13 protein-coding genes are annotated in these 19,643 nt (G+C 62.7%); 5 read left to right on the plus strand and 8 right to left on the minus strand.

Annotated elements, in window-relative coordinates; all coding sequences use genetic code 11:
• The first annotated feature begins 70 nt into the window (after positions 1-70).
• A complete protein-coding gene (locus tag N1937_RS01110; RefSeq protein WP_260059038.1) occupies positions 71-2,581 on the plus strand; it encodes a ligase-associated DNA damage response DEXH box helicase in 2,511 nt (836 codons plus the stop codon).
• Positions 2,582-2,624: 43 nt separating this feature from the next.
• A complete protein-coding gene (pdeM, locus tag N1937_RS01115) occupies positions 2,625-3,350 on the plus strand; it encodes a ligase-associated DNA damage response endonuclease PdeM (protein ID WP_170279304.1) in 726 nt (241 codons plus the stop codon).
• A 219-nt stretch (positions 3,351-3,569) separates the two neighbouring features.
• Here the strand turns inward: pdeM and N1937_RS01120 are convergent, their stop codons facing one another.
• The 8 genes from N1937_RS01120 to N1937_RS01155 all read right to left on the minus strand — a co-directional run bounded on the left by N1937_RS01120 (position 3,570) and on the right by N1937_RS01155 (position 13,608).
• Entirely contained in the window at positions 3,570-4,151 is a 582-nt protein-coding gene (locus N1937_RS01120; protein WP_003545252.1) for a transglycosylase SLT domain-containing protein, read from the minus strand.
• Positions 4,152-4,462: 311 nt separating this feature from the next.
• Entirely contained in the window at positions 4,463-5,020 is a 558-nt protein-coding gene (locus N1937_RS01125) for a dihydrofolate reductase family protein (RefSeq protein WP_260057243.1), read from the minus strand.
• Positions 5,021-5,244: 224 nt separating this feature from the next.
• Positions 5,245-6,045 (minus strand): TIGR02186 family protein, encoded by an 801-nt coding sequence (locus N1937_RS01130; protein ID WP_260057244.1) that lies wholly within the window; start codon positions 6,043-6,045, stop codon positions 5,245-5,247.
• Positions 6,045-6,968 carry a sulfite exporter TauE/SafE family protein gene (locus tag N1937_RS01135; protein WP_260057245.1) on the minus strand — a complete coding sequence of 308 codons (924 nt, stop codon included), beginning with the start codon at positions 6,966-6,968 and terminating at the stop codon, positions 6,045-6,047. Before N1937_RS01135 ends, N1937_RS01130 begins: the two co-directional genes overlap by 1 nt.
• A 621-nt stretch (positions 6,969-7,589) precedes the next feature.
• Positions 7,590-11,366, minus strand: coding sequence for a peptidoglycan-binding protein (locus tag N1937_RS01140; protein WP_260057246.1), 3,777 nt, complete (start codon positions 11,364-11,366; stop codon positions 7,590-7,592).
• 329 nt (positions 11,367-11,695) lie between these two features.
• Entirely contained in the window at positions 11,696-12,061 is a 366-nt protein-coding gene (locus N1937_RS01145) for a VOC family protein (protein ID WP_170263561.1), read from the minus strand.
• 88 nt (positions 12,062-12,149) lie between these two features.
• A complete protein-coding gene (locus N1937_RS01150) occupies positions 12,150-12,851 on the minus strand; it encodes an SDR family NAD(P)-dependent oxidoreductase (RefSeq protein WP_222296395.1) in 702 nt (233 codons plus the stop codon).
• Between the two features lie 73 nt (positions 12,852-12,924).
• Complete coding sequence (locus N1937_RS01155; RefSeq protein ID WP_260057247.1) at positions 12,925-13,608, minus strand: DNA-3-methyladenine glycosylase I; 684 nt, start codon at positions 13,606-13,608, stop codon at positions 12,925-12,927.
• Between the two features lie 279 nt (positions 13,609-13,887).
• Between N1937_RS01155 and N1937_RS01160 the strand changes: the two genes are divergently transcribed.
• The 3 genes from N1937_RS01160 to N1937_RS01170 all read left to right on the plus strand — a co-directional run bounded on the left by N1937_RS01160 (position 13,888) and on the right by N1937_RS01170 (position 19,354).
• Positions 13,888-15,684: an acyl-CoA dehydrogenase C-terminal domain-containing protein gene (locus N1937_RS01160; RefSeq protein WP_260057248.1), complete on the plus strand. Its 1,797-nt coding sequence runs from the start codon at positions 13,888-13,890 to the stop codon at positions 15,682-15,684.
• 100 nt (positions 15,685-15,784) lie between these two features.
• A complete protein-coding gene (locus N1937_RS01165; RefSeq protein WP_260057249.1) occupies positions 15,785-16,993 on the plus strand; it encodes an acetyl-CoA C-acetyltransferase in 1,209 nt (402 codons plus the stop codon).
• 144 nt (positions 16,994-17,137) lie between these two features.
• A complete protein-coding gene (locus N1937_RS01170) occupies positions 17,138-19,354 on the plus strand; it encodes a 3-hydroxyacyl-CoA dehydrogenase NAD-binding domain-containing protein (RefSeq protein ID WP_260057250.1) in 2,217 nt (738 codons plus the stop codon).
• Positions 19,355-19,643: the final 289 nt, after the last annotated feature.

Here is a 19,643-nt window from a genome sequence, read left to right on the forward strand (position 1 = left end):
AAAAATATCCATGATTATTGCTTTTGTCAATCGCTCTTCTTTTTCCCCCGCATTTCACTACCTTCCAGGCGTGGACCAGATCGATTCCGAAGCCCGTGCCCTGCTTCCCGCTGCCTTTACCCGCTGGTTTGCGGAAAAGGGCTGGCGCCCGCGCGCCCATCAGCTGGAATTGCTCGCCCGCGCCGAGGCCGGCGAAAGCACGTTGCTGATTGCGCCCACAGGCGCCGGCAAGACGCTTGCCGGTTTCCTGCCCTCGCTCACCGATCTCACCCGCCGCCGCAAGATCCCGCCCGGCTCCGCCTTCACCGGCATCCATACGCTCTATGTCTCACCGCTGAAGGCGCTTGCCATCGATATCGAGCGCAATCTGATGAAGCCGGTCGAGGAGATGGGCCTGCCGGTCACGATAGAAAACCGCACCGGCGACACGCCGAATGCCAAGCGCCAGCGCCAGAAGCTCAACCCGCCGGATATTCTGCTGACGACTCCGGAACAGGTCGCCCTGCTGCTGGCAAACCGGGAAGCCGAGCGTTTCTTCAAAGACCTGAAATATGTCGTCCTCGACGAGCTGCATTCGCTGGTCACCTCCAAGCGAGGCCATATGCTTTCGCTCGGCCTAGCGCGTCTCCGCCGCCTTGCCCCCGGTCTTCAGACCATCGGCCTGTCGGCCACCGTCGCCGAACCCATGGATCTGCAGAAATGGCTGGTTGGCCAGGAAGAGGGCCGGGAGCATCATGCCGGGCTCGTCGTCGTCGAAGGCGGCGCCAAACCCGATATCTCGATCCTGTCGACCGAAGAGCACATTCCCTGGGCCGGCCATTCCGCCCGATATGCAATTCCGGATGTCTACAACAAGCTTGTCGAACATCGCACGACGCTGCTCTTCGTCAACACCCGCAGCCAGGCCGAAATGCTTTTCCAGGCACTCTGGACGATCAATGACGACAACCTGCCGATCGCCCTTCATCACGGCTCCCTCGATGTCGCCCAGCGCCGCAAGGTCGAGGCGGCGATGGCCGAAAACCGGCTGCGCGCCGTCGTTGCCACCTCCACCCTCGATCTCGGCATCGACTGGGGCGATGTCGATCTCGTCATCCATGTCGGCGCGCCGAAGGGCGCCTCGCGTCTTGCCCAGCGCATCGGTCGTGCCAACCACCGCATGGACGAGCCGTCGAAGGCGATCCTGGTGCCGGCCAACCGCTTCGAGGTCATGGAATGCCAGGCAGCTCTCGACGCCAATTATATCGGCGCGCAGGACACCCCGCCGGTCGGCCGCGGCGCGCTCGACGTGCTCGCCCAGCATGTGCTCGGCATGGCCTGCGCCGAGCCTTTCGACATGCTGGAACTCTACGATGAAATCATCAGCGCCTCTCCCTATGCCGATCTGAACTGGGAGATATTTGAGCGTATCGTCGATTTCGTCGCGACCGGCGGTTATGCGCTCCGGACCTACGAGCGTTATGCCCGCATCCGCAAGACCGCGGAGGGCCGCTGGCGCGTCTCCAATCCGGCGGTCGCCCAGCAATATCGCCTCAACCTCGGCACCATCGTCGAAAGCCCGATGCTGAATATCCGCATGGTCAAGCGCGGCGAGGGCGGCAGGATCGGCCGCGGCGGCGCCACGTTGGGGAAGGTCGAGGAATATTTCCTCGAGCAATTGTCGCCCGGCGATACTTTCCTCTTTTCCGGCAAGGTGCTGCGCTTCGAAGGCATCCGCGAAAACGAATGCTTGGCGTCGCAGGCCTTCTCGCTCGATCCGAAGATCCCCTCCTATAATGGCGGCAAGTTTCCGCTATCGACTTATCTCGCCGAGCAGGTGCGGGCGATGATCGCCGATCCCGATCGCTGGCGCCGCCTGCCGGATCAGGTGCGAGATTGGCTGTCGCTGCAGAACGACAAGTCGATGCTGCCGAAGCGCGACGAGTTTCTGATCGAAACCTTCCCGCGCGGCAGCCGCGGCTATATGGTCGCCTATCCCTTCGAAGGCCGTCTCGCCCACCAGACGCTCGGCATGCTGCTGACTCGCAGGCTGGAGCGGATCGGCGGCAAGCCGCTCGGCTTCGTCGCCACTGATTATTCCCTGGCCATCTGGGGCCTCGAGGATATGGGCCTGATGATCCGCAACGGTCGGCTAAACCTCTCCGACCTCTTCGACGAGGACATGCTCGGCGACGATCTCGAAGCCTGGCTGGACGAATCCTTCCTGTTGAAGCGCACTTTCCGCAATTGCGCCGTGATTGCAGGCTTGATCGAGCGCCGCCATCCGGGCAAGGAAAAGAGCGGCCGCCAGATCACCGTCTCCGCCGATCTGATCTACGACGTGCTGCGCAGCCACGAGCCAGATCACATCCTCCTGCAGGCGACGCGACAGGATGCGGCGACGGGACTTTTGGACATTGGCCGTCTTGGCGATATGCTGAGACGAATCAGGGGCCACATCACCCACCGCGCCCTCGACCATATTTCCCCGCTTGCCGTGCCGGTGATGCTGGAAATCGGACGCGAGGCGGTGCCGGGCGAGGCCCATGATGCGCTGCTCGCCGAAGCGGCGGACGATCTGATCGCCGAAGCACTCGCCTGATGAAAAATTGGGCCCGGCTGACGTATTTGGGAATTAGAGAGTGATGAATCGCCTGGCGCTCGCGCGCGACATTTCAGGACTGGCCGCGATACCAGGCATCGAGACATCGGTGAACGGCATTGCCGCCGTCTGCGACCCGCTCGGCGCCCTCTATCTGCCGGATACCGGCCTGCTCGTCGTCTCCGATCTGCATCTGGAAAAAGGCGCAGCCTTTGCGCGCCGCGGCATGATGCTGCCGCCTTACGATACGCTGGCGACGCTGACCGTCCTTGCCGCCGTCATCTCGCGTTATGATCCGAAGCTCGTCATCTCGCTCGGCGATAATTTCCACGACCGCATCGGTTCGAAGCACCTGGCGGAGAATTTTCGCGCCCTGATCGTCGAGATGGCGCGCGGTCGCGAATGGATCTGGATCAATGGCAACCATGATCCGGACGGCATCGTCGATCTGCCGGGCACATCTGCCGACGAGATGCATTATGCCGGCCTGACCTTTCGGCACGAGCCGAAGAACGGCTTGCAGAGCGGCGAAATCGCCGGCCACCTGCACCCGTCGGCGACCGTGCGCCGACGCGAGAAATCCGTCCGCCGCCCGTGCTTTGCCACCGACGGCGCCCGCCTGCTGATGCCGGCCTTCGGCGTCATGAGCGGCGGTCTGGATCTCGGGCACCAGGCGATGAAGGGCCTGTTCGACAAGGCTTCGCTGGTGGCGCATCTGTTGGGGCGAGATCGGATTTATTCGGTGCGGTATGGGAATTTGAGGGGGTAGCGCCTTATATTCCAGGTCGGCGGGCTTCAGCCCCTCTGCCCTGCCGGGCATCTCCCCCACAGGTGGGGAGATCACTAGTGGCTTGAACTTCCTGCCCATCTACCGTTTCGCCGTGCTGGACGTTCGTTGTTTGGGGAAGCCCGTGTGCCCAGCCAATCTCCCCACCTGTGGGGGAGATGCCCGGCAGGGCAGAGGGGGCTGGCACGGCACCACCTAAACTCAATCACACTCCTGCAGTTGCCGCTGATACGTCCCGGCCATCCGCGCAAACTTCTGCGCTGTCTGCTGCAATTGCCCGTTCGAGCGCCAGTCGCCGCGTTTGTATCCCGTCGGCCCGGAATAATAGGCGAGATAGAGATTATAGGCATCGTTCAGCGGAATGCCGGTCTCCACGCTGTTCTGGTAATGATACCAACCGATGAAATCGATCGCGTCGGCGAAGTTCGCCCGCCGCGCCGTCCAGTTCCCGGTCTGCGACTGATAGTGATCCCAGGTCCCGTCGAGCGCCTGCGAATAGCCGTAGGCGGTCGACGGCCGGGTCCAGGGAATGAAGCCGAACAGCTTGGTGCGCGGCGGCCGCGCATAGGGCTGGAAGCCGGATTCGGTATACATCGTCGCCATCAGGATCGGCACGGGCACGCCGTACTTCTTCTCCGTTCGTTCGGCGGCGCTCTGCCAGCTGGAGAAGAGCCCGTCGCGCTCGTCGAAGACGGCACAGATGTTCCTCGTCTGCTTCGGCGCCGTCGCGCAGCCGGCAAGCAGCGCGAGACCCACGGCCGTCAGAACGATACGAGTACGCATGACAAAACCTCTCGTTTCCGAGAGATTACTAACTCGTAAATGTTAAAAACCGGTTTTTAGTCGAATGCGAACTTCTCTCTAGCCGGCACTGCCCCTCATCCGCCTGCCGGCACCTTCTCCCCGTAAACGGGGCGAAGGGGATATGCCGCACCCTCTCCGTTCCCAGACGGCTCTCGCAGGGCACGTCCCCTCTCTCCCCGTTTTTTACGGGGGTCCGAAGGACGGGTCGAGACGAGTGGCTCGACCCCGGCAGGTTAGGGTGAGGGGCAGCCATCACAAACGACCGGCGGTTCATCACATAGTCCAGCCCGTTAAGCCTTGACGGGCTCGTAGCGCAGGATCACCGCGCCGCCTTCCGTCGTCGAGGATTCGATGAGCTTCAGCGGCACCTGGCCCTCTGCCTGTTTGAAAAGCGGATTGCCGCCGCCGAGGATGACCGGCACCAGGCAGATCCTGATTTCGTCGATAAGCCCCGCTTTTAGCAGGCTATCGGCAAGCTCGGCACTGCCGAAGATGAAGATCGTCTTGCCGTCCTCCTGCTTCAGCCGCGTCAATTCGGAGATCGGATCGCTGACGACGCGGGCATTGTTCCAGCCGGGCACGGTGATCGTCCGCGACACGGCGATCTTGGCGATATCGTTCATATAGGCTTTGATCTCACCTTCGCCCTCGGCTGTCGGCCAGTACGAGGCCATGCCCTCATAGGTCTTGCGGCCGAAGACCAGCAGATCGCCTTCCCTGCCGAACTGTTCGGCATAGCGCTGCAATTCAGGCCCCCAGGCGAGATTGTGGAAGTCGATATCCCACGGCTTCGTGCCTTCGAAATAACCATCGAGCGTCATCAGGTTCCAGACAACAAGCTTTCTCATTTCCTTCCTCCTTCTGAATTGCCAACCAAGGTAAAACCGATTGCGTTTGGCAACTGGTTGAAAGCTAGATAAACTGATAGCAATGTGCAAGCGGTTTTTTTGTGAAGCGTGGATGAGCTGCCGCCAAAACATCCGCGTAGCAGCTCCCGCAAAGTGGGCTCGACGCCGGACTCAAATCGATAGAAGAAATCGAGAGGAAATGAGCGTCGAGCCTTGGCGGCAGATCAGTCCTTGCGGAAGATCAGGCTGGCACCCCAGCCGGTGATCACGGCGAGAGCCACGGCCGCGCAGCCGTAGAGGATCGGCTGATCATGCGCCGCATCGGTGATCGTCTGCTCGATGCCGGTCTTGATGACCCGCAGCGGCAGCGACTTTTCGGCGACGAAAAGACCGCTCTTGAACAGATAGGCGCGCACGCTGTGCACGCCGTTCGGAATGTTCGCGGGCAAACGCAGGCTCGCCTTGAAGAGATTGGAGGAAACGAACCGCACGCCGCTTGGGTTGCGGTCGTAGAGCCCGCCGCCCTGCTGCAGCCGCCGGAAGGCGTCACGGAACTCGCCGAGATTGCTGCCGTCGCCGACGAAGCCGACCGGAGTCAGCGGAATGTGATCGATGCCGATTTCCTGGTCGGTCAGGTCAAGCGGCGTCACGATGTCGTCGATCATCCGTGAACTCGACATCGAATAGGAATGCGGCACCGCTTCGAAGGTCATCGAGCGAGTATTCACCCAGATGCCGAAGACGCGTTCCTTCTTGCGCACCGTCGCATCCTCGCGCGGCCCCTCCAGCACCACGACCACGTCATATTGGCCGACGGCGAGCAGCAACTGGTCGGTGTTCGAGAGCGCCCCGAAAATAGTCAGATCCGCACCGTGGAAATCCGAGGTGATGGCGATTTCACTGGTCGACGTGCCGATTTCCAACCCTTCACGCACCGCCTCCGTTGCCTGCCCTGGCAGCCATTGCGCTCCGGCAGAGGCCGGCAGCAGGCAAAACAACGCGATGACGAAAACAGCAAAGCGCATCAGTTGCCCGCTCCCATCACCACCGAATAGACGTCGGCCGGCGCCACCACCAGCGCGATCGCAAGACGCAGGCCGACGGCGAGCACCAGCAGGCCGAGCAGGGCGCGCAGCTGCTCGCCGCGCAGCTTCTGGCCGACGCGCACGCCATATTGCGCGCCGATGACACCCGCCACCATCAGGATGAAGGCGAGCACGATGTCGACGGAGAAGTTCGTCGCCGCCTGCACGATCGTCGTATAGGCGGTCACGAAGATGATCTGGAACAGCGAGGTGCCGACGACGACATTGGTCGGGATCCGCAACAGGTAGATCATCGCCGGCACCATGATGAAGCCGCCGCCGACACCCATGATCGAGGTAAGGATGCCGATCGCAAAGCCGAGCGTGACGATCGGAATGACGCTGAGATAGATCTTAGATTTCTTGAAACGCACCTTCAGCGGCAACTTGTGCACCCAGTGCTGGTGGCCGGGCTTGCGCGGTGCGGGCGGCTCGTTGCGCGCTGCCCGCCGCATGGCATTGATGCTTTCGAGCAGCATCAGTCCGCCGACGGTGCCGAGGAAGACGACATACATCAGTGAGATGATGAGATCGAGCTGGCCGATGGCGCGCAGCAGCGAGAAGATCCAGATGCCGACCGTCGCACCGGTAAGACCGCCGACCAGCAGCACGGTGCCGAGCTTGACGTCGAGCGAGCCGCGCCGAAAATGCGTGATCGCGCCTGATATCGACGATGCCACAACCTGGTTGGCGCCGGTCGCGACCGCGACGACGGGCGGGATGTTGTAGAAGATCAATAGCGGCGTGATGAGAAAACCGCCGCCGACGCCGAACATTCCAGACAGGAATCCGACGGCCGCCCCCATGCCGAGAATGATGAAAATGTTCACCGACAATTCTGCGATGGGCAGATAGATTGTCACAGCCGACCCCGAATGATGACCGCTCCTGCCGGGCGGTTTCTTGTCACGTCCCCGTTCGAATGCGCACCATACGGTGAAATCATTGCCAGAGGCTTTCGATCGGCCCCGTGATTAGCCATAGAGATTGACGGAGAGATCGGTGGCACAGGATTCGCCGGATGCGCGGATCGATATGTCCGGGCATAATCCGGCTTTTTTCAGGTTTTGTGACAGGCTGCGGCAAATTTGGAAAAAGCCTTGCGGCATAGTGCCGCCAGGCCTGCACCGATGGCTGCCCCACCTAACCTACCGTGATTGAGCGTTGCGAAAGGTAAGAGGGGAACGGAGAGGTCGCAGCATGTCCTCTTCTCCCCTCGGGGAGAAGGTGCCGGCAGGCGGATGAGGGGGCTACACGGCACATAATTCACCTATTCAGGCGCACCGATGGTCGAGGCGATGCCGGCGCGGTCGAAGCCCGCATGAGGAAAAGACCAGCTTTGCGGCCCCCTCATCCGCCCTACGGGCACCTTCTCCCCGAAGGGAGAAGAGGGAGTCGAGAGGCCGTGGCTTGACCCGGTCGGTGCCGGCAGGCGGATGAGGGGCCGCTGTCGGCGATCTCCCGGACGAAGATGACGACGCGCCTCAGATCGCCTTGCTGCCCTGCTTGTTGCGTTCGAGCAGCGCCTTCACCGTCGCGTCGGTCACCTTGCCGTCCGGCTCCTGCCCGACGGACTTCTGGAAGTTTTTGATCGCGGTCACGGTCTTCGCACCCATTTCGCCGTCCGGAACTCCGGCGTCGAAGCCGTTATTGTTGAGGATCGCCTGGATGTTGCGGACTGCCTTCTTCATGTCGACGGTCGCCGTCTTCGCGCCAGTGCCGGCCCATTCGTCGGGAATGTCGATGGCGTTCGTACGGTGGTCGACCGGCTCCGGCTTCCAGAGATCGGCCTTGGCGCGCGCCCGTTCGAGCTGGTCGGGCTTCATGGCTTTGGCCACTTCGTCGCGCTTCTGCGCCGCATCCTTGTCGCCGGCCTTGGCGGCGATCGCAAACCATTTGTAGGACTCTTCGAGATCAGCCGGAACCCCGTTGCCCCTAGCGCAGAGGATCGCCAGGTTGAACTGGCTGTCGGTGATGCCGAGGTTCGCTGCCTTGGTGAACCAGGAAGCGGCGGTTGTATAATCCTGCTGGCCCAGCGCGCCGGAGGAGTAGAGGACGGCGAGATTGTGCATGGCGCTGGCATTGCCCTGGTTTGCCGCCTGCTCGTAGAAGCCCTTCGCCTTGGCGATGTCGCGTTCGACGCCGTTGCCCTTCTCGTACATGCTGCCGAGCCGGTATTGCGCAGGCGCAAAGCCCTTGTCGGCCGCAAGCTGGTACCAGTTCGCCGCCTGCTTCTGATCGGCTGTCATGCCGTTGCGGCCGTCGGAATAACGCGCGCCGATCTCGAACAGCGCCAGCGCATCGCCGCCGCTCGCCGCATCGGCAAGCGATTTCGGCTGGACGGTGTCGGGAATGGTAATAGTCGCCTGCGGCGCGGGTGCGGGAACGAAGCTCGATGTCTCCTGTGCCGCGCCGGACGGACCGGGAGCGGCAAGCATCGCCGCCCCTTCGCCGTCAAGCGGCGTCATATCGGTCAGATGGTCGCCGCCGACCGGCGGGGTTGCCTCCGGCTGCGCCGGTTCGGCGACGGGCGGTACAGTTGCTGCCGGAGCGGTCGTTTCGAGAGCGGCGGCATCCGGCTGGGCAGGTGTCGCTTCGGGCAAGGCCGGCGCCGGGTTTTCCGCAGCACCCGTCAGCGCCGAGAATTCCGCTGGCGGCTGCGGCGCGCGCTCGCCGCTCGTCAGCGTTCGGGCAAGCGGAAAGGCCATGATGGCGAGCAGCACGGCGCCGACCGCCAGCAAGATCGGCCGCCGGTAGCGCGAAAAGGCACTGGTCTTACCCGTTTTGTCAGAAGCCTTGCCGGCTTTGTCGGCAGTCGCGCCCTTCTTCTCGGCCTTGACGGCCGCCTGCTTCGGATTGGCGTCCACTTCCATCGCGGCCGCCTGCGCCGCCCGGCGCGCAGCAGCAATATAATCGGCGCGATCGGTTTCGCCGGCAGGTTTGCCGCGCGCCGCGCTCTGGCTGGCGCGAACCCGTTCAAGAATCTTCTTCACGTCAGGTGCGCCCGAGCCCGGCTCGAGCAGTTCGTTTGCCGCATCCGTCGGCACCACGTCGGTGGGATCGATCGACGGCGCGGGATCGATCATCGGACGTTCGGTCGCCCGGCTCTCGGCTTTCTTGCCGGGCAGCAGCCGCTTGCCGAGACTGGCGAGCAGGCTGGCCTTCGCCGGGGTCTGTGTCCGTGTCGCTGTCGCAACCTCCGCGGTCCGGCTCGCGGCTTCGATGGCGATCGCGCTCGTTCCGCTCATGGCGGCGGCTTGTGCCGGGGCGGCAGCTTCGGCTGCGACCTCGGCCGTGCGGATAACAGGGGAAGCCGTCGCTGTCGGGGCAGCGGCCGGCATCCTGTTCATCTCGGCTTCGGCCACCATCAGCGCATAGGGATCGACATCGAAATCGACGTCGGCAACCGGCATCTGGGCGAGCGGCCGGCCGCGATCCTCCATGCCGTCGAGGCGGTCGGCGATATGCACCAGCGTCTCGTGCAGCGCCTGGAAAGTCTTGTGCGTGCGTTCCTCGCTGTCACGGCTGAGATCCTCGAGGTGGCGCAGATCCTCGGCCAGCGCCGTCAGCGCTGACATGTCGGCGGCGGGCATGACACCCTGCGGGCCGCCATGACGCGAATAGGCTTCGACGACAGCCTCTGCCGCCTGGCGTGCGGCCTCGATGATATATTCGTCGCTTGTCGCCATATAGTCTTCGATCGCGCCCATGCGCCGGTCGAATTCCGGGGGTATCGCAGCGCTCTCGCGCGGCGCGCTCATCAGCGCCGAAAGATTGGCGATCTGGTCTTCAAGGTTCTTCAGCGCGCGCGCGTCGGTCGGCGCTGCCGATGTGCTTTCCTCCAGGCGGGCGGCAATGTCGCTCAGCCGTCCTTCGAGACGCAGGAAGGCGCTGTCGTCGGCTACAGCGGCGGGTGCCGGCGCCTGCTGATGATAGGCCATCTCGTCGATGCGCCGGGCGAGATGGTCGAGCCGCTGCGCCAGCACGTCGTTGACGGCGCCGTTCTCAAGCGCGTCGATCTTGCGGGAAATGTCGGAAAGCGTGCCGGTGAGGTCGGGCTGCGGTGCCGTCTCCTGCGTGCGCTCCAGCAGATAGGAAAGATGTTCCAGCCGTTCGTCGAGCCGCGACGTCGCTTCCGCCTTCGTCATCTCCTCGACGCGTCCCGTCAGCGCCTCAAGCCGCATCGCCAGCTCATCGGCCGGGTTCACGCGGCTGGCCGCATCATGGCTCATCAGTTCGATCTGATCGGCCAGCGCCTCCAGCCGGTTTTCCAGCCGCTGCATCAGGCCCGGATCATTCGTGGTGGCCGTGCGCCCGCTTGCCGCGATCGCCCGGCTGATCTCGTCGAGCCGCATGTCCATGGCGGCGAACTGTTCGGACATTACCCGGTCGTGCGGCTGGATCATGTTGCCGAAATGCTCCATCGCCGTGGCGATCGAGATGAGCTTGTCTTCCAGCGCCCGAACCGCGGGGCTTTCGCCCATGCCGCCGATATGGCGCTTGATGTCGTCGAGCCGATAGGCAAGCGAAACGAGCTCTTCCTGCAGCCCTTCGGTATCGAGCGCCGCAAGCCGGTTTTCGAAACCGTCCCAGCGGTTTTCCATATGGCGCAGCGAATCCTCGCGCGCCAGCCCGTCCATCAGCGAGCGCAGCTCTTCAAAATCCTCGCGAAGGCCTGTGGCCTCCGGCGCGGCGGAGCGGCCGGTAAGCTGCGTGATGCTCTGGGCAAGGCGGCCCATGTCGGCGCGCATGTCGTCGGCGAAACGGCCGTCGCCGGCATTTGTCTTGATGTCGCGCAGCTCGGCGCGCAGCGCGTTCATCTCACGGGTGACGCCCTCGGAAATGTCGCGCTTCAGGTCCTGCCGCAGGTTGACGAGGGCCTGGGCAATCTCCGTCATCGTATCGTCGCCGGCGCGCAAGGCCGGCGCCGGCGCTGGAGCGGCGGCGCGCGGCACAGGTTCGCGAAGCTGCGGGGCCTGTTGGCGTGCGTAGGGCCGTTCGCGGCTGGCTTCGAGCGCGCGCTGGCGTTGACGGATTTCGGCGAGCGGATCGGGCCGCGGCTCGGGTGGGGCCTTTGCGGGCCGGGGAGCATGGGAGCCGGCATAAGGATCGCGCTCGGCCGGTGCCGTGCGTGGCCGCTGTTCGCGCCCGCTGCCCATCAGCCCTTCGATGCGCGCCTCCAGCCCTTCGATCGTGCGGTTCAGCGCATCGAGCGAGGTCCTGTCGGACTGTCGGGAAGGATTTGATCGCGATCCGTTCATGTTCTTGCTCGCTTCGACTGCTCGACCCCTCGTCAGAGCTCGATCTTTGGCTTTTCCGTCTGCTGCCCGCCTCTTTACGCGGACCAGAGCACACCATTCATAAGACGATAGTCAATTAGACTTTCCTCAAGCTGAACGATGTAGCGGCATCCTAAGGGAACGCGAGACTGGGGAAAGGAATGCGGATCGCTACTGCTCAATCCGCACCTTTCACGAAACGTGGTAAACAAGCCGTTAATGCCGATGGGAATTTTTTAACGTTTGTGTTCAAAACGCCGTTCTTGGCGGCAATTGCCCCCGAACGCGTCACATCGAATGGCCACGCGCGCTCAGGCGGGCCGGGGATATTGCAGTTCGATTTTCACGCCTTCGGGTCCGTAGACGAAGACCTGACCGAGTTCTGTGTCGGGAATATCGTAATATTCGTAGCGATAGCCGGTCGCCTTGATGCGCTCCAGTGCCGGCCCGAATTCGTAGAGGCTGAAGGCGACATGGTTGAAGATGCCGGGCGGAAAATCGGTGCTGCCCGATGTCAGGCTGAGATGGATGACCGGGCGTTCGTCCAGATAGAGCCAGTGGCCGGGCGAGGCAAAGGGTGGCCGATAGCCCTCGCTAACGCCGAGCACGGTCTCCAGGAAGCCGATCATCCCCGGCGCATCGCGGGTCTCGATGGTGACATGGTCCAGACGCGGCATTGGTGTCCTCCCGGCCAGCTCCGACGACGACGAAACATAGTCTGTTTGACGCCGCCGCGAAAGTTGCCTTGTCGGCTATAGCAGGGTCTCAGAAGCTCTCCGTCCAGGGCCGGACTTCCACCTCCAGCGACCATGCGCTGCGGTGCTGGCGAAGCACGTCGATATAGGTCTGGGCGATCGCATCCGGCGAGAGCGTGCCATCCGGCTTCTCCACCCGGTCCGGCCGGGTCTGCGACCGCACCGCGCCGTCGATGACGAAATGGGCGACATGAATGCCCATCGGCCCGAGTTCGCGGGCAGCACTCTGGGCAAGGCCACGCAGCGCGAACTTGCCCATCGCGAAGGGTGCCGATTGCGCAAAGCCCTTCACGCTTGCCGACGCGCCCGTGATGAGGATGGCGCCGCGGCCGCGCGGGATCATCCGCCGCGCCGCCTGCTGCACCACAAGGAAACCGCCGAAAGCGGTGGTCGCAATCGCCTTCTCGACATCGGCGGGATCGAGTTCGGCAAGCGGGCCGCGCTGACGGGCGCTGGCATTGAAGATCACCACGTCAGGCCCGCCGATCGCAGCGGCAGCCGCTTCGAAGAGTGCTGCGACGCTCGCCGGTTGCGAGACATCGGTTGTAAAGGCGCTGGCGCCGGTCTCCTCGATCAGCCCCTGCAGTTTCTCGATATTGCGGGCGGCAAGCCCGACCTTGACGCCCTGCGCCGACAATTGCCGGGCAAGCGATGCGCTGATGCCGGAGCCCGCGCCGACGATCAGTGCGCTCTCATAGGGAAAGTCGGTCATAATGTCTTCCTCGATGGATCGTGGCAAAGACGTAGGAAGTCCGAACGGCCGGCGCCACCACGCGACCGGAATTTCAGTGCGCTGAATCGATCGAATAGGCGCTGATGCGCGAGAGATGGATGAAGGAAAGGCCCGTTTCCTCCGCCCAGTCATTGAAGGCCTGCTGGATCAACTGCTGGTCCTTCTTGGTCGTGCCGGAGGAGGAGAGCGGTACGCCGGCCGATCGGAGGCAGGCGAGCACGTCGATCGTGGCGATGAAGCTGTCGCGGCCGATGCCGCGCAGGAAATATTGTCCGGTCATGCCGCCGAGCCGGTTGCCGCGTTTGCTCAGCAGGTCGAGAAGGCCGATCTGGTCATCCCCAGGCCAGTCGGCGAAGAAGACGCCGGCGCTGCCATATTCCTTTGCCAATTCCCTGATGAAGGCGGCATTGGCCCGAACCGACATGATCTTGGCGCCGTTGCGGATGATCCGCTCATCCGAGGTGAGGGCATGCCAATAGTCGTCGGGCGTGATATTCAGCATCGCCGGATCAAAACCGGAAAACGCTGCCTCGAAACCTGGCCACTTGCTGTCGATCACCTTCTGGACGAAACCGCTGTAGAAGATGCGCCGGGTCATGTCTGCCAGGATGCGATCGTCGGGCATGGCGCGCAGCCGCTCGTGATCCGGTCGGTGATTCTCCAGCAAGGCCTGCAACGCGGCGGCCCCGCCCTTTCGCTCCTCCGCACGCTGCCTTATCGCCTCGAAACTGATCATGCGGCCCTCCTGAAACATTTCCCGATTGCGGCTTGAACGACGCTTCCGTTTATACGCCGTTCTGCGATGGACAAGGAAGATGAGATGGCGTCTGTTCCTTCCCACGCGTGATGCATTACGCGTCGCACTTTCATCGCCCAACGGATTCGCGCGTTCGAATTTTTTCATGAAAAGACGGCCAAGGTTGCAAAATTTGACGTTTACGCAAACGTCAATATTTTGTAAGACAGTGCCCGAGCCTGGAGCAATCCGGTCAGTCGAATGGGAGGAATTTGAGAGATGCCAGTCTACAAGGCCCCGGTGAACGATACGCTCTTCGTCCTGAACGACGTGCTGGGTCTCGAACGCTACAACAATCTGCCGGGTTTTGCCGACGCGACCCCCGATATGATCGAAGCGATCCTCGGCGAGGCCGGAAGGGTTGCCGAGGAAGCTCTCTTTCCACTGAATTATTCCGGCGACCAGGAAGGCTGCACGCGCCACGACGATGCCAGCGTCTCGACGCCGAAGGGTTTCAAGGAAGCCTATAAAGCCTATCGCGAAGGCGGCTGGATCGGCCTTGCGGTGCCGGAGGAATTCGGCGGCCAGGGGCTTCCCTATACGCTGCATACCGCCGTCGGCGAATATACCTCGGCCGCCAACATGTCGCTGATGATGTATCCAGGCCTGACGCAGGGCGCGATCGCGGCACTCCTCGTCCACGGTTCCGACGAACAGAAGGCCACCTATCTGCCGAAGATGGTGGACGGTACCTGGTCCGGCACCATGAACCTGACCGAGCCGCATTGCGGCACCGATCTCGGCATGCTGCGCACCAAGGCGGTGCCGCAGGCTGACGGCAGCTACAAAATATCAGGCCAGAAGATCTTCATCTCCGCCGGCGAGCACGACCTGACCGACAATATCATCCATCTGGTGCTGGCCCGCATCGAGGGTGCGCCCGAGGGCACCAAGGGCATCTCGCTCTTCATCGTCCCGAAATTCCTCGTCGGCAAGGACGGCGCACCGGGCACCCGCAACGCCGTCTCCTGCGGTGCCATCGAGCACAAGATGGGCATCCACGCCAACGCCACCTGCGTCATGAATTACGACGAGGCGACGGGCTTCCTGATCGGCGCCGAAAACCGCGGCCTCAACGCCATGTTCGTGATGATGAACGAGGCCCGCCTCATGGTCGGCCTGCAGGGCATCGCCATTTCCGAGATCGCCTATCAGAACGCCGCCAGCTATGCCCGCGACCGCATCCAGGGCCGTTCGCTGTCCGGCCCCAAGGCGCCGGACAAGAAGGCCGATCCGATCATCGTCCATCCGGATATTCGCCGGACCCTAATGACCATCCGCGCCTTCAACGAGGGCGGCCGCGCCTTCCTGCTGTGGACCGCGCTGAAGTCCGATATCGCCCACCGCGCTAGCGACGAGAAGGAGCGCCAGACGGCCGACGATATTCTTGGCCTCGTCACCCCGATCCTCAAGGGCGTGATGACCGACAAGGGCTTCGATCATGCCGTCATGGCCCAGCAAGTCCTCGGCGGCCACGGCTATATCGAAGAGCACGGCATGAGCCAGTATGTGCGCGATGCCCGCATCGCCATGATCTATGAAGGCGCCAACGGCATTCAGGCGCTCGATCTCGTCGGCCGCAAGCTGGCGCTCAACGGCGGCCGCGCCGCCATGGCCCTCTTCAAGGAGATCGGCGATTTCTGCGAGGAGAACCGCGAGAACGAAAAGCTCTCCTTCTTCACCAAGCATCTGAAGAAGGGCTTGAACGACGTCCAGGGCGCGACCATGTGGTTCATGCAGAATGCCATGGCCAAGCCCGACAATGCCGGGGCCGGCTCGACCGATTATATGCACCTCTTCGGCCTCGTCATTCTCGGCTATATGTGGGCGAAGATGGCCAAAGCCGCCGAGGATGGGCTTGCATCCGGCGATGCCGCCCGCGAGGATTACCTGAAGAACAAGCTGGTCACCGCCCGCTTCTTCATGGAACGCCTGATGCCGGAAACCGCACTTCGCAAGGCCCGCATCGAAGTCGGCGCCGACACGATGATGGAACTGGCCGCCGAAGCGTTTTGAGCCGGTTCTCCCTCCCCCTTGTGGGGAGGGCTGGGGAGGGGTCTTATCTCCTCCTTCCAAGATTTGAGGCAAGATAGATTGCCGTCAGGGAGATGAGACGATGACCGAGGTTTTCATTTACGACCACGTGCGTACGCCGCGCGGCCGCGGCAAGAAGGACGGTGCCCTGCATGAGGTGCCTTCCGTCCGCCTCGCGGCAAAGAGCCTGGAGGCGATCCGCGACCGCAACGGGCTGGACACGAGCACGGTCGACGACATCATCATGGGCTGCGTCGATCCGGTCATGGATGCCGGCGCCGTCATCCCCAAGGCCGCCGCCTTCGAAGCCGGTTACTCCACGAAGGCGCCCGGCATGCAGATCTCCCGCTTCTGCGCCTCCGGCCTCGATGCCGTCAATTTCGGAGCCGGCAAGATCGCCCAAGGCGCCGACGACATCGTCATTGCGGGCGGCGTCGAAAGCATGTCGCGCGTCGGCCTCGGCATGTCCGGCGGCGCCTGGTTCATGGATCCGTCGGTAAATTTCCCGGCTTATTTCATGCCGCAGGGTGTCTCGGCCGATCTGATCGCCACAAAATACGGCTTCAGCAGAACCGATGTCGACGCTTATGCGGTCGAGAGCCAGAAGCGTGCCGCCCAAGCCTGGGAAAAGGGCTGGTTCGACAAGTCGGTCATCCCGGTCAAAGACCAGAACGGCCTGACGATCCTGGCAAAGGATGAACACATGCGTCCCGGCACCGACATGCAGGCGCTCGCCTCCCTCAATCCGTCCTTCCAGATGCCCGGCGAGATGGGCGGCTTCGAGGCCGTTGGCATCCAGGCCCATCCTGAGATCGAGCGCATCAACTATGTCCACCATGCCGGCAACTCCTCCGGCATCGTCGATGGCGCCAGTGCCGTCTTGCTCGGCTCCAAGGCCGGCGGTCAGAGCATGGGCAAAAAGCCGCGCGCTCGCATCAAGGCCTTCGCCAATATCGGCTCCGATCCGGCCCTGATGCTGACCGGACCCGTAGATGTCACCGAGAAGCTGTTGAAACGATCGGGCATGAACCTTGCCGACATCGACCTCTTCGAACTCAACGAGGCCTTTGCTGCCGTGGTGCTGCGCTACATGCAGGCATTCGACATCGACCATGACAGGATCAACGTCAATGGCGGCGCTATCGCCATGGGCCATCCGCTCGGCGCCACCGGCGCGATGATCCTCGGCACGGTGCTGGACGAACTTGAACGCCGCGATCTCAACACCGCGCTGGTGACGCTCTGCATCGGCGCCGGCATGGGTACGGCAACGGTTATCGAAAGGGTCTGACGGGACCGAAACCCTCCCACTTGTGGGGAGGGTCGAGCAAAGCGAGGGGAGGGGTCTTCTCGCCAAGGAAAACCCCTCCCCAACCCCTCCCCACAAGGGGGAGGGGCTTCACCGCCAGAGAATTCAGGGAGAGGAATTCCCAAGATGAGCACTTACACGAATTTCACGCTCGAAACCGACGCTGACGGCATCGCTCTCGTCACCTGGGACATGCCCGGGAAATCGATGAACGTCTTCACCGCCGAGGTGATGGCCGAACTCGACGCCATCATCGACGCCACGACCGCTGATGCCGCCATCAAGGGTGTCGTCGTCACCTCGGGCAAATCCTCCTTCTCCGGCGGCGCCGATCTGTCGATGATCAAGTCGATGTTCAGCTCCTATCAGGATGAGAAGGAAAAGAGCCCGCAAACGGCCGTGCAGACCCTCTTCGGTCTAGTCGGCCGCATGAGCGGTCTGTTCCGCAAGCTCGAAACATCGGGAAAGCCCTGGGTGTCCGCGATCAACGGTACCTGCATGGGCGGCGCCTTCGAACTGTCGCTCGCCTGCCACGGCCGCGTCGCCTCCAATGCCAAGAGCGTCAAGATCGCGCTGCCCGAAGTGAAGGTCGGTATCTTCCCCGGCGCCGGCGGCACGCAGCGTGTGCCGCGGCTGGCGAACGCCCAGGATGCGCTGCAGATGATGACCACCGGCCAGTCGCTGACCGGCTCCCGCGCCAAGGCGATGAACCTCGTGCATCAGGTGGTCGAGCCGGATCAGCTGATCCCTGCTGCCAAGCAGATGATCAAGGATGGCCTGAAGCCGATCGCTCCATGGGACGAGAAGGGCTTTAAGGCGCCGGGCGGCGGCATCTGGACGCCGGCTTCCGCCCAGCTCTGGCCGGCAGCTCCGGCGATCCTGCGCCGGGAAACATCGGGCAATTATCCGGCAGCGCTTGCCATCCTGAAATGCGTCTACGAAGGCCTGCAGGTGCCGTTCGACACCGGCCTGAAGATCGAGCAGCGTTACTTCACCGAGGTGCTGCAGACCCGCGAAGCCTTCTCGATGATCCGTTCGCTGTTCATCTCCATGCAGGAGCTCGGCAAGGGCGCCCGCCGCCCGGTAGGTCACGCGAAGACCGAGCTGAAACATATAGGCGTCGTCGGCGCCGGCTTCATGGGCGCCTCGATCGCTTATGTCACCGCCGCCGCCGGCATTCCGGTGACGCTGATCGACCGCGATATCGAAGCGGCGATGAAGGGCAAGACCGTCTCGGAAGGCCTGGTCAAGGATTCTATCGGTAAGGGACGGCTTACGCAGGACGAGGCGGCTGCATTGCTCTCCCGCATCACGCCCTCGGCAGACTATGCCGACCTTGCCAATGCCGATCTCGTCATAGAGGCGGTTTTCGAGGATCGCGAGGTGAAGAAAGCGGTCATCGAGGCGGTCGAAGCGGTGTTGCCGGAAGGCGCGGTCTTCGCCTCCAACACCTCGACCCTGCCGATCTCAGGTCTCGCCAAGAATTCGAAACGCCCGGCCGATTTCATCGGCATCCACTTCTTCTCGCCTGTCGAGAAGATGATGCTGACCGAGGTCATCCTCGGAAGCGACACCGGCGACAGGGCGCTGGCCATCGCTCTTGATTATGTCGCAGCCATCAAGAAGACGCCGATCGTCGTCAACGACACCCGCGGCTTCTTCGTCAATCGTTGCGTGCTGCGCTACATGTCGGAAAGCTACGACATGCTGATCGAGGGTGTGCCGCCTGCCATGATCGAGAATGCAGCCAAGATGGCCGGCATGCCGGTCGGTCCCTTGGCGCTCAACGACGAGGTCGCCATCGACCTCTCGCTGAAGATCCTCAAGGCGACGGTTGCCGATCTCGGCGAAAAGGCCATCGACCCCAGGCATATGGAACTCATCTCCCGCATGGTGGAAAAGGAAGGCCGCTTCGGCCGCAAGAATTCCAAGGGCTTCTACGACTATCCGCCGAAACCGGCGAAGAAGTCCCTCTGGCCCGACCTCAAGACCTTCTACCCGCAGAAGCAGGCGGATGAGGTCGACGTCAACTTGCTGAAGCAACGATTCCTCGTCACCATCGCGCTGGAAGCCGCTCGCACGGTCGAGGAAGGCATCGTCACCGATCCGCGCGAAGCGGATGTCGGTTCGATCCTGGGCTTCGGCTTCGCGCCCTATACCGGCGGGGCGCTGAGCTATATCGATGGGATGGGCGCAAAGGCTTTCGTAGAATTGGCGGAAAAGTTAGCTGCTGCTTACGGAAGCCACTTCAAGCCGACGCCGCTGCTGAAGGACATGGCCGCCAAGGGCGAGACGTTCTACGGCCGGTTCGACCCCTATGCGAAGGTGGGGAAGGCGGCTTAGGTCTCTGTATCGTGCCGCAACGCCCCCCTCTGCCCTGCCGGGCCCGGGGGGCGGCCACGGCACGACATTCAAGAATTATTCGACTTCACCTCGCCAGCTGAATTCGCCTTTCCCTCGCTGCGGCCTTGTCACCGACACAATTTCCGATTACATGTGCGCGCATCGATCTTGCTAGATGAACTTTGAAACGGCCTCGCGTCGTTCCTGGCGAACTTCCTCCAAAATCGGTTTTCATCGCCGCTTGGCATTTATCCGAGCTGCAATCTTTAATGAACGATTCGAAAAGGAT

The organism is Rhizobium sp. WSM4643 (genome assembly GCF_025152745.1).
Classification (GTDB): Bacteria; Pseudomonadota; Alphaproteobacteria; order Rhizobiales; family Rhizobiaceae; genus Rhizobium; species Rhizobium leguminosarum_I.

Coding starts and splice junctions, on each gene's coding strand:
- N1937_RS01150 (WP_222296395.1), bottom strand. CDS start 12,851: ATGACCGACTTTCCCTATGAGAGCGCACTGATCGTCGGCGCGGGCTCC.
- pdeM (WP_170279304.1), top strand. CDS start 2,625: ATGAATCGCCTGGCGCTCGCGCGCGACATTTCAGGACTGGCCGCGATA.
- N1937_RS01140 (WP_260057246.1), bottom strand. CDS start 11,366: ATGAACGGATCGCGATCAAATCCTTCCCGACAGTCCGACAGGACCTCG.
- N1937_RS01155 (WP_260057247.1), bottom strand. CDS start 13,608: ATGATCAGTTTCGAGGCGATAAGGCAGCGTGCGGAGGAGCGAAAGGGC.
- N1937_RS01130 (WP_260057244.1), bottom strand. CDS start 6,045: ATGCGCTTTGCTGTTTTCGTCATCGCGTTGTTTTGCCTGCTGCCGGCC.
- N1937_RS01160 (WP_260057248.1), top strand. CDS start 13,888: ATGCCAGTCTACAAGGCCCCGGTGAACGATACGCTCTTCGTCCTGAAC.
- N1937_RS01145 (WP_170263561.1), bottom strand. CDS start 12,061: ATGCCGCGTCTGGACCATGTCACCATCGAGACCCGCGATGCGCCGGGG.
- N1937_RS01165 (WP_260057249.1), top strand. CDS start 15,785: ATGACCGAGGTTTTCATTTACGACCACGTGCGTACGCCGCGCGGCCGC.
- N1937_RS01120 (WP_003545252.1), bottom strand. CDS start 4,151: ATGCGTACTCGTATCGTTCTGACGGCCGTGGGTCTCGCGCTGCTTGCC.
- N1937_RS01125 (WP_260057243.1), bottom strand. CDS start 5,020: ATGAGAAAGCTTGTTGTCTGGAACCTGATGACGCTCGATGGTTATTTC.
- N1937_RS01170 (WP_260057250.1), top strand. CDS start 17,138: ATGAGCACTTACACGAATTTCACGCTCGAAACCGACGCTGACGGCATC.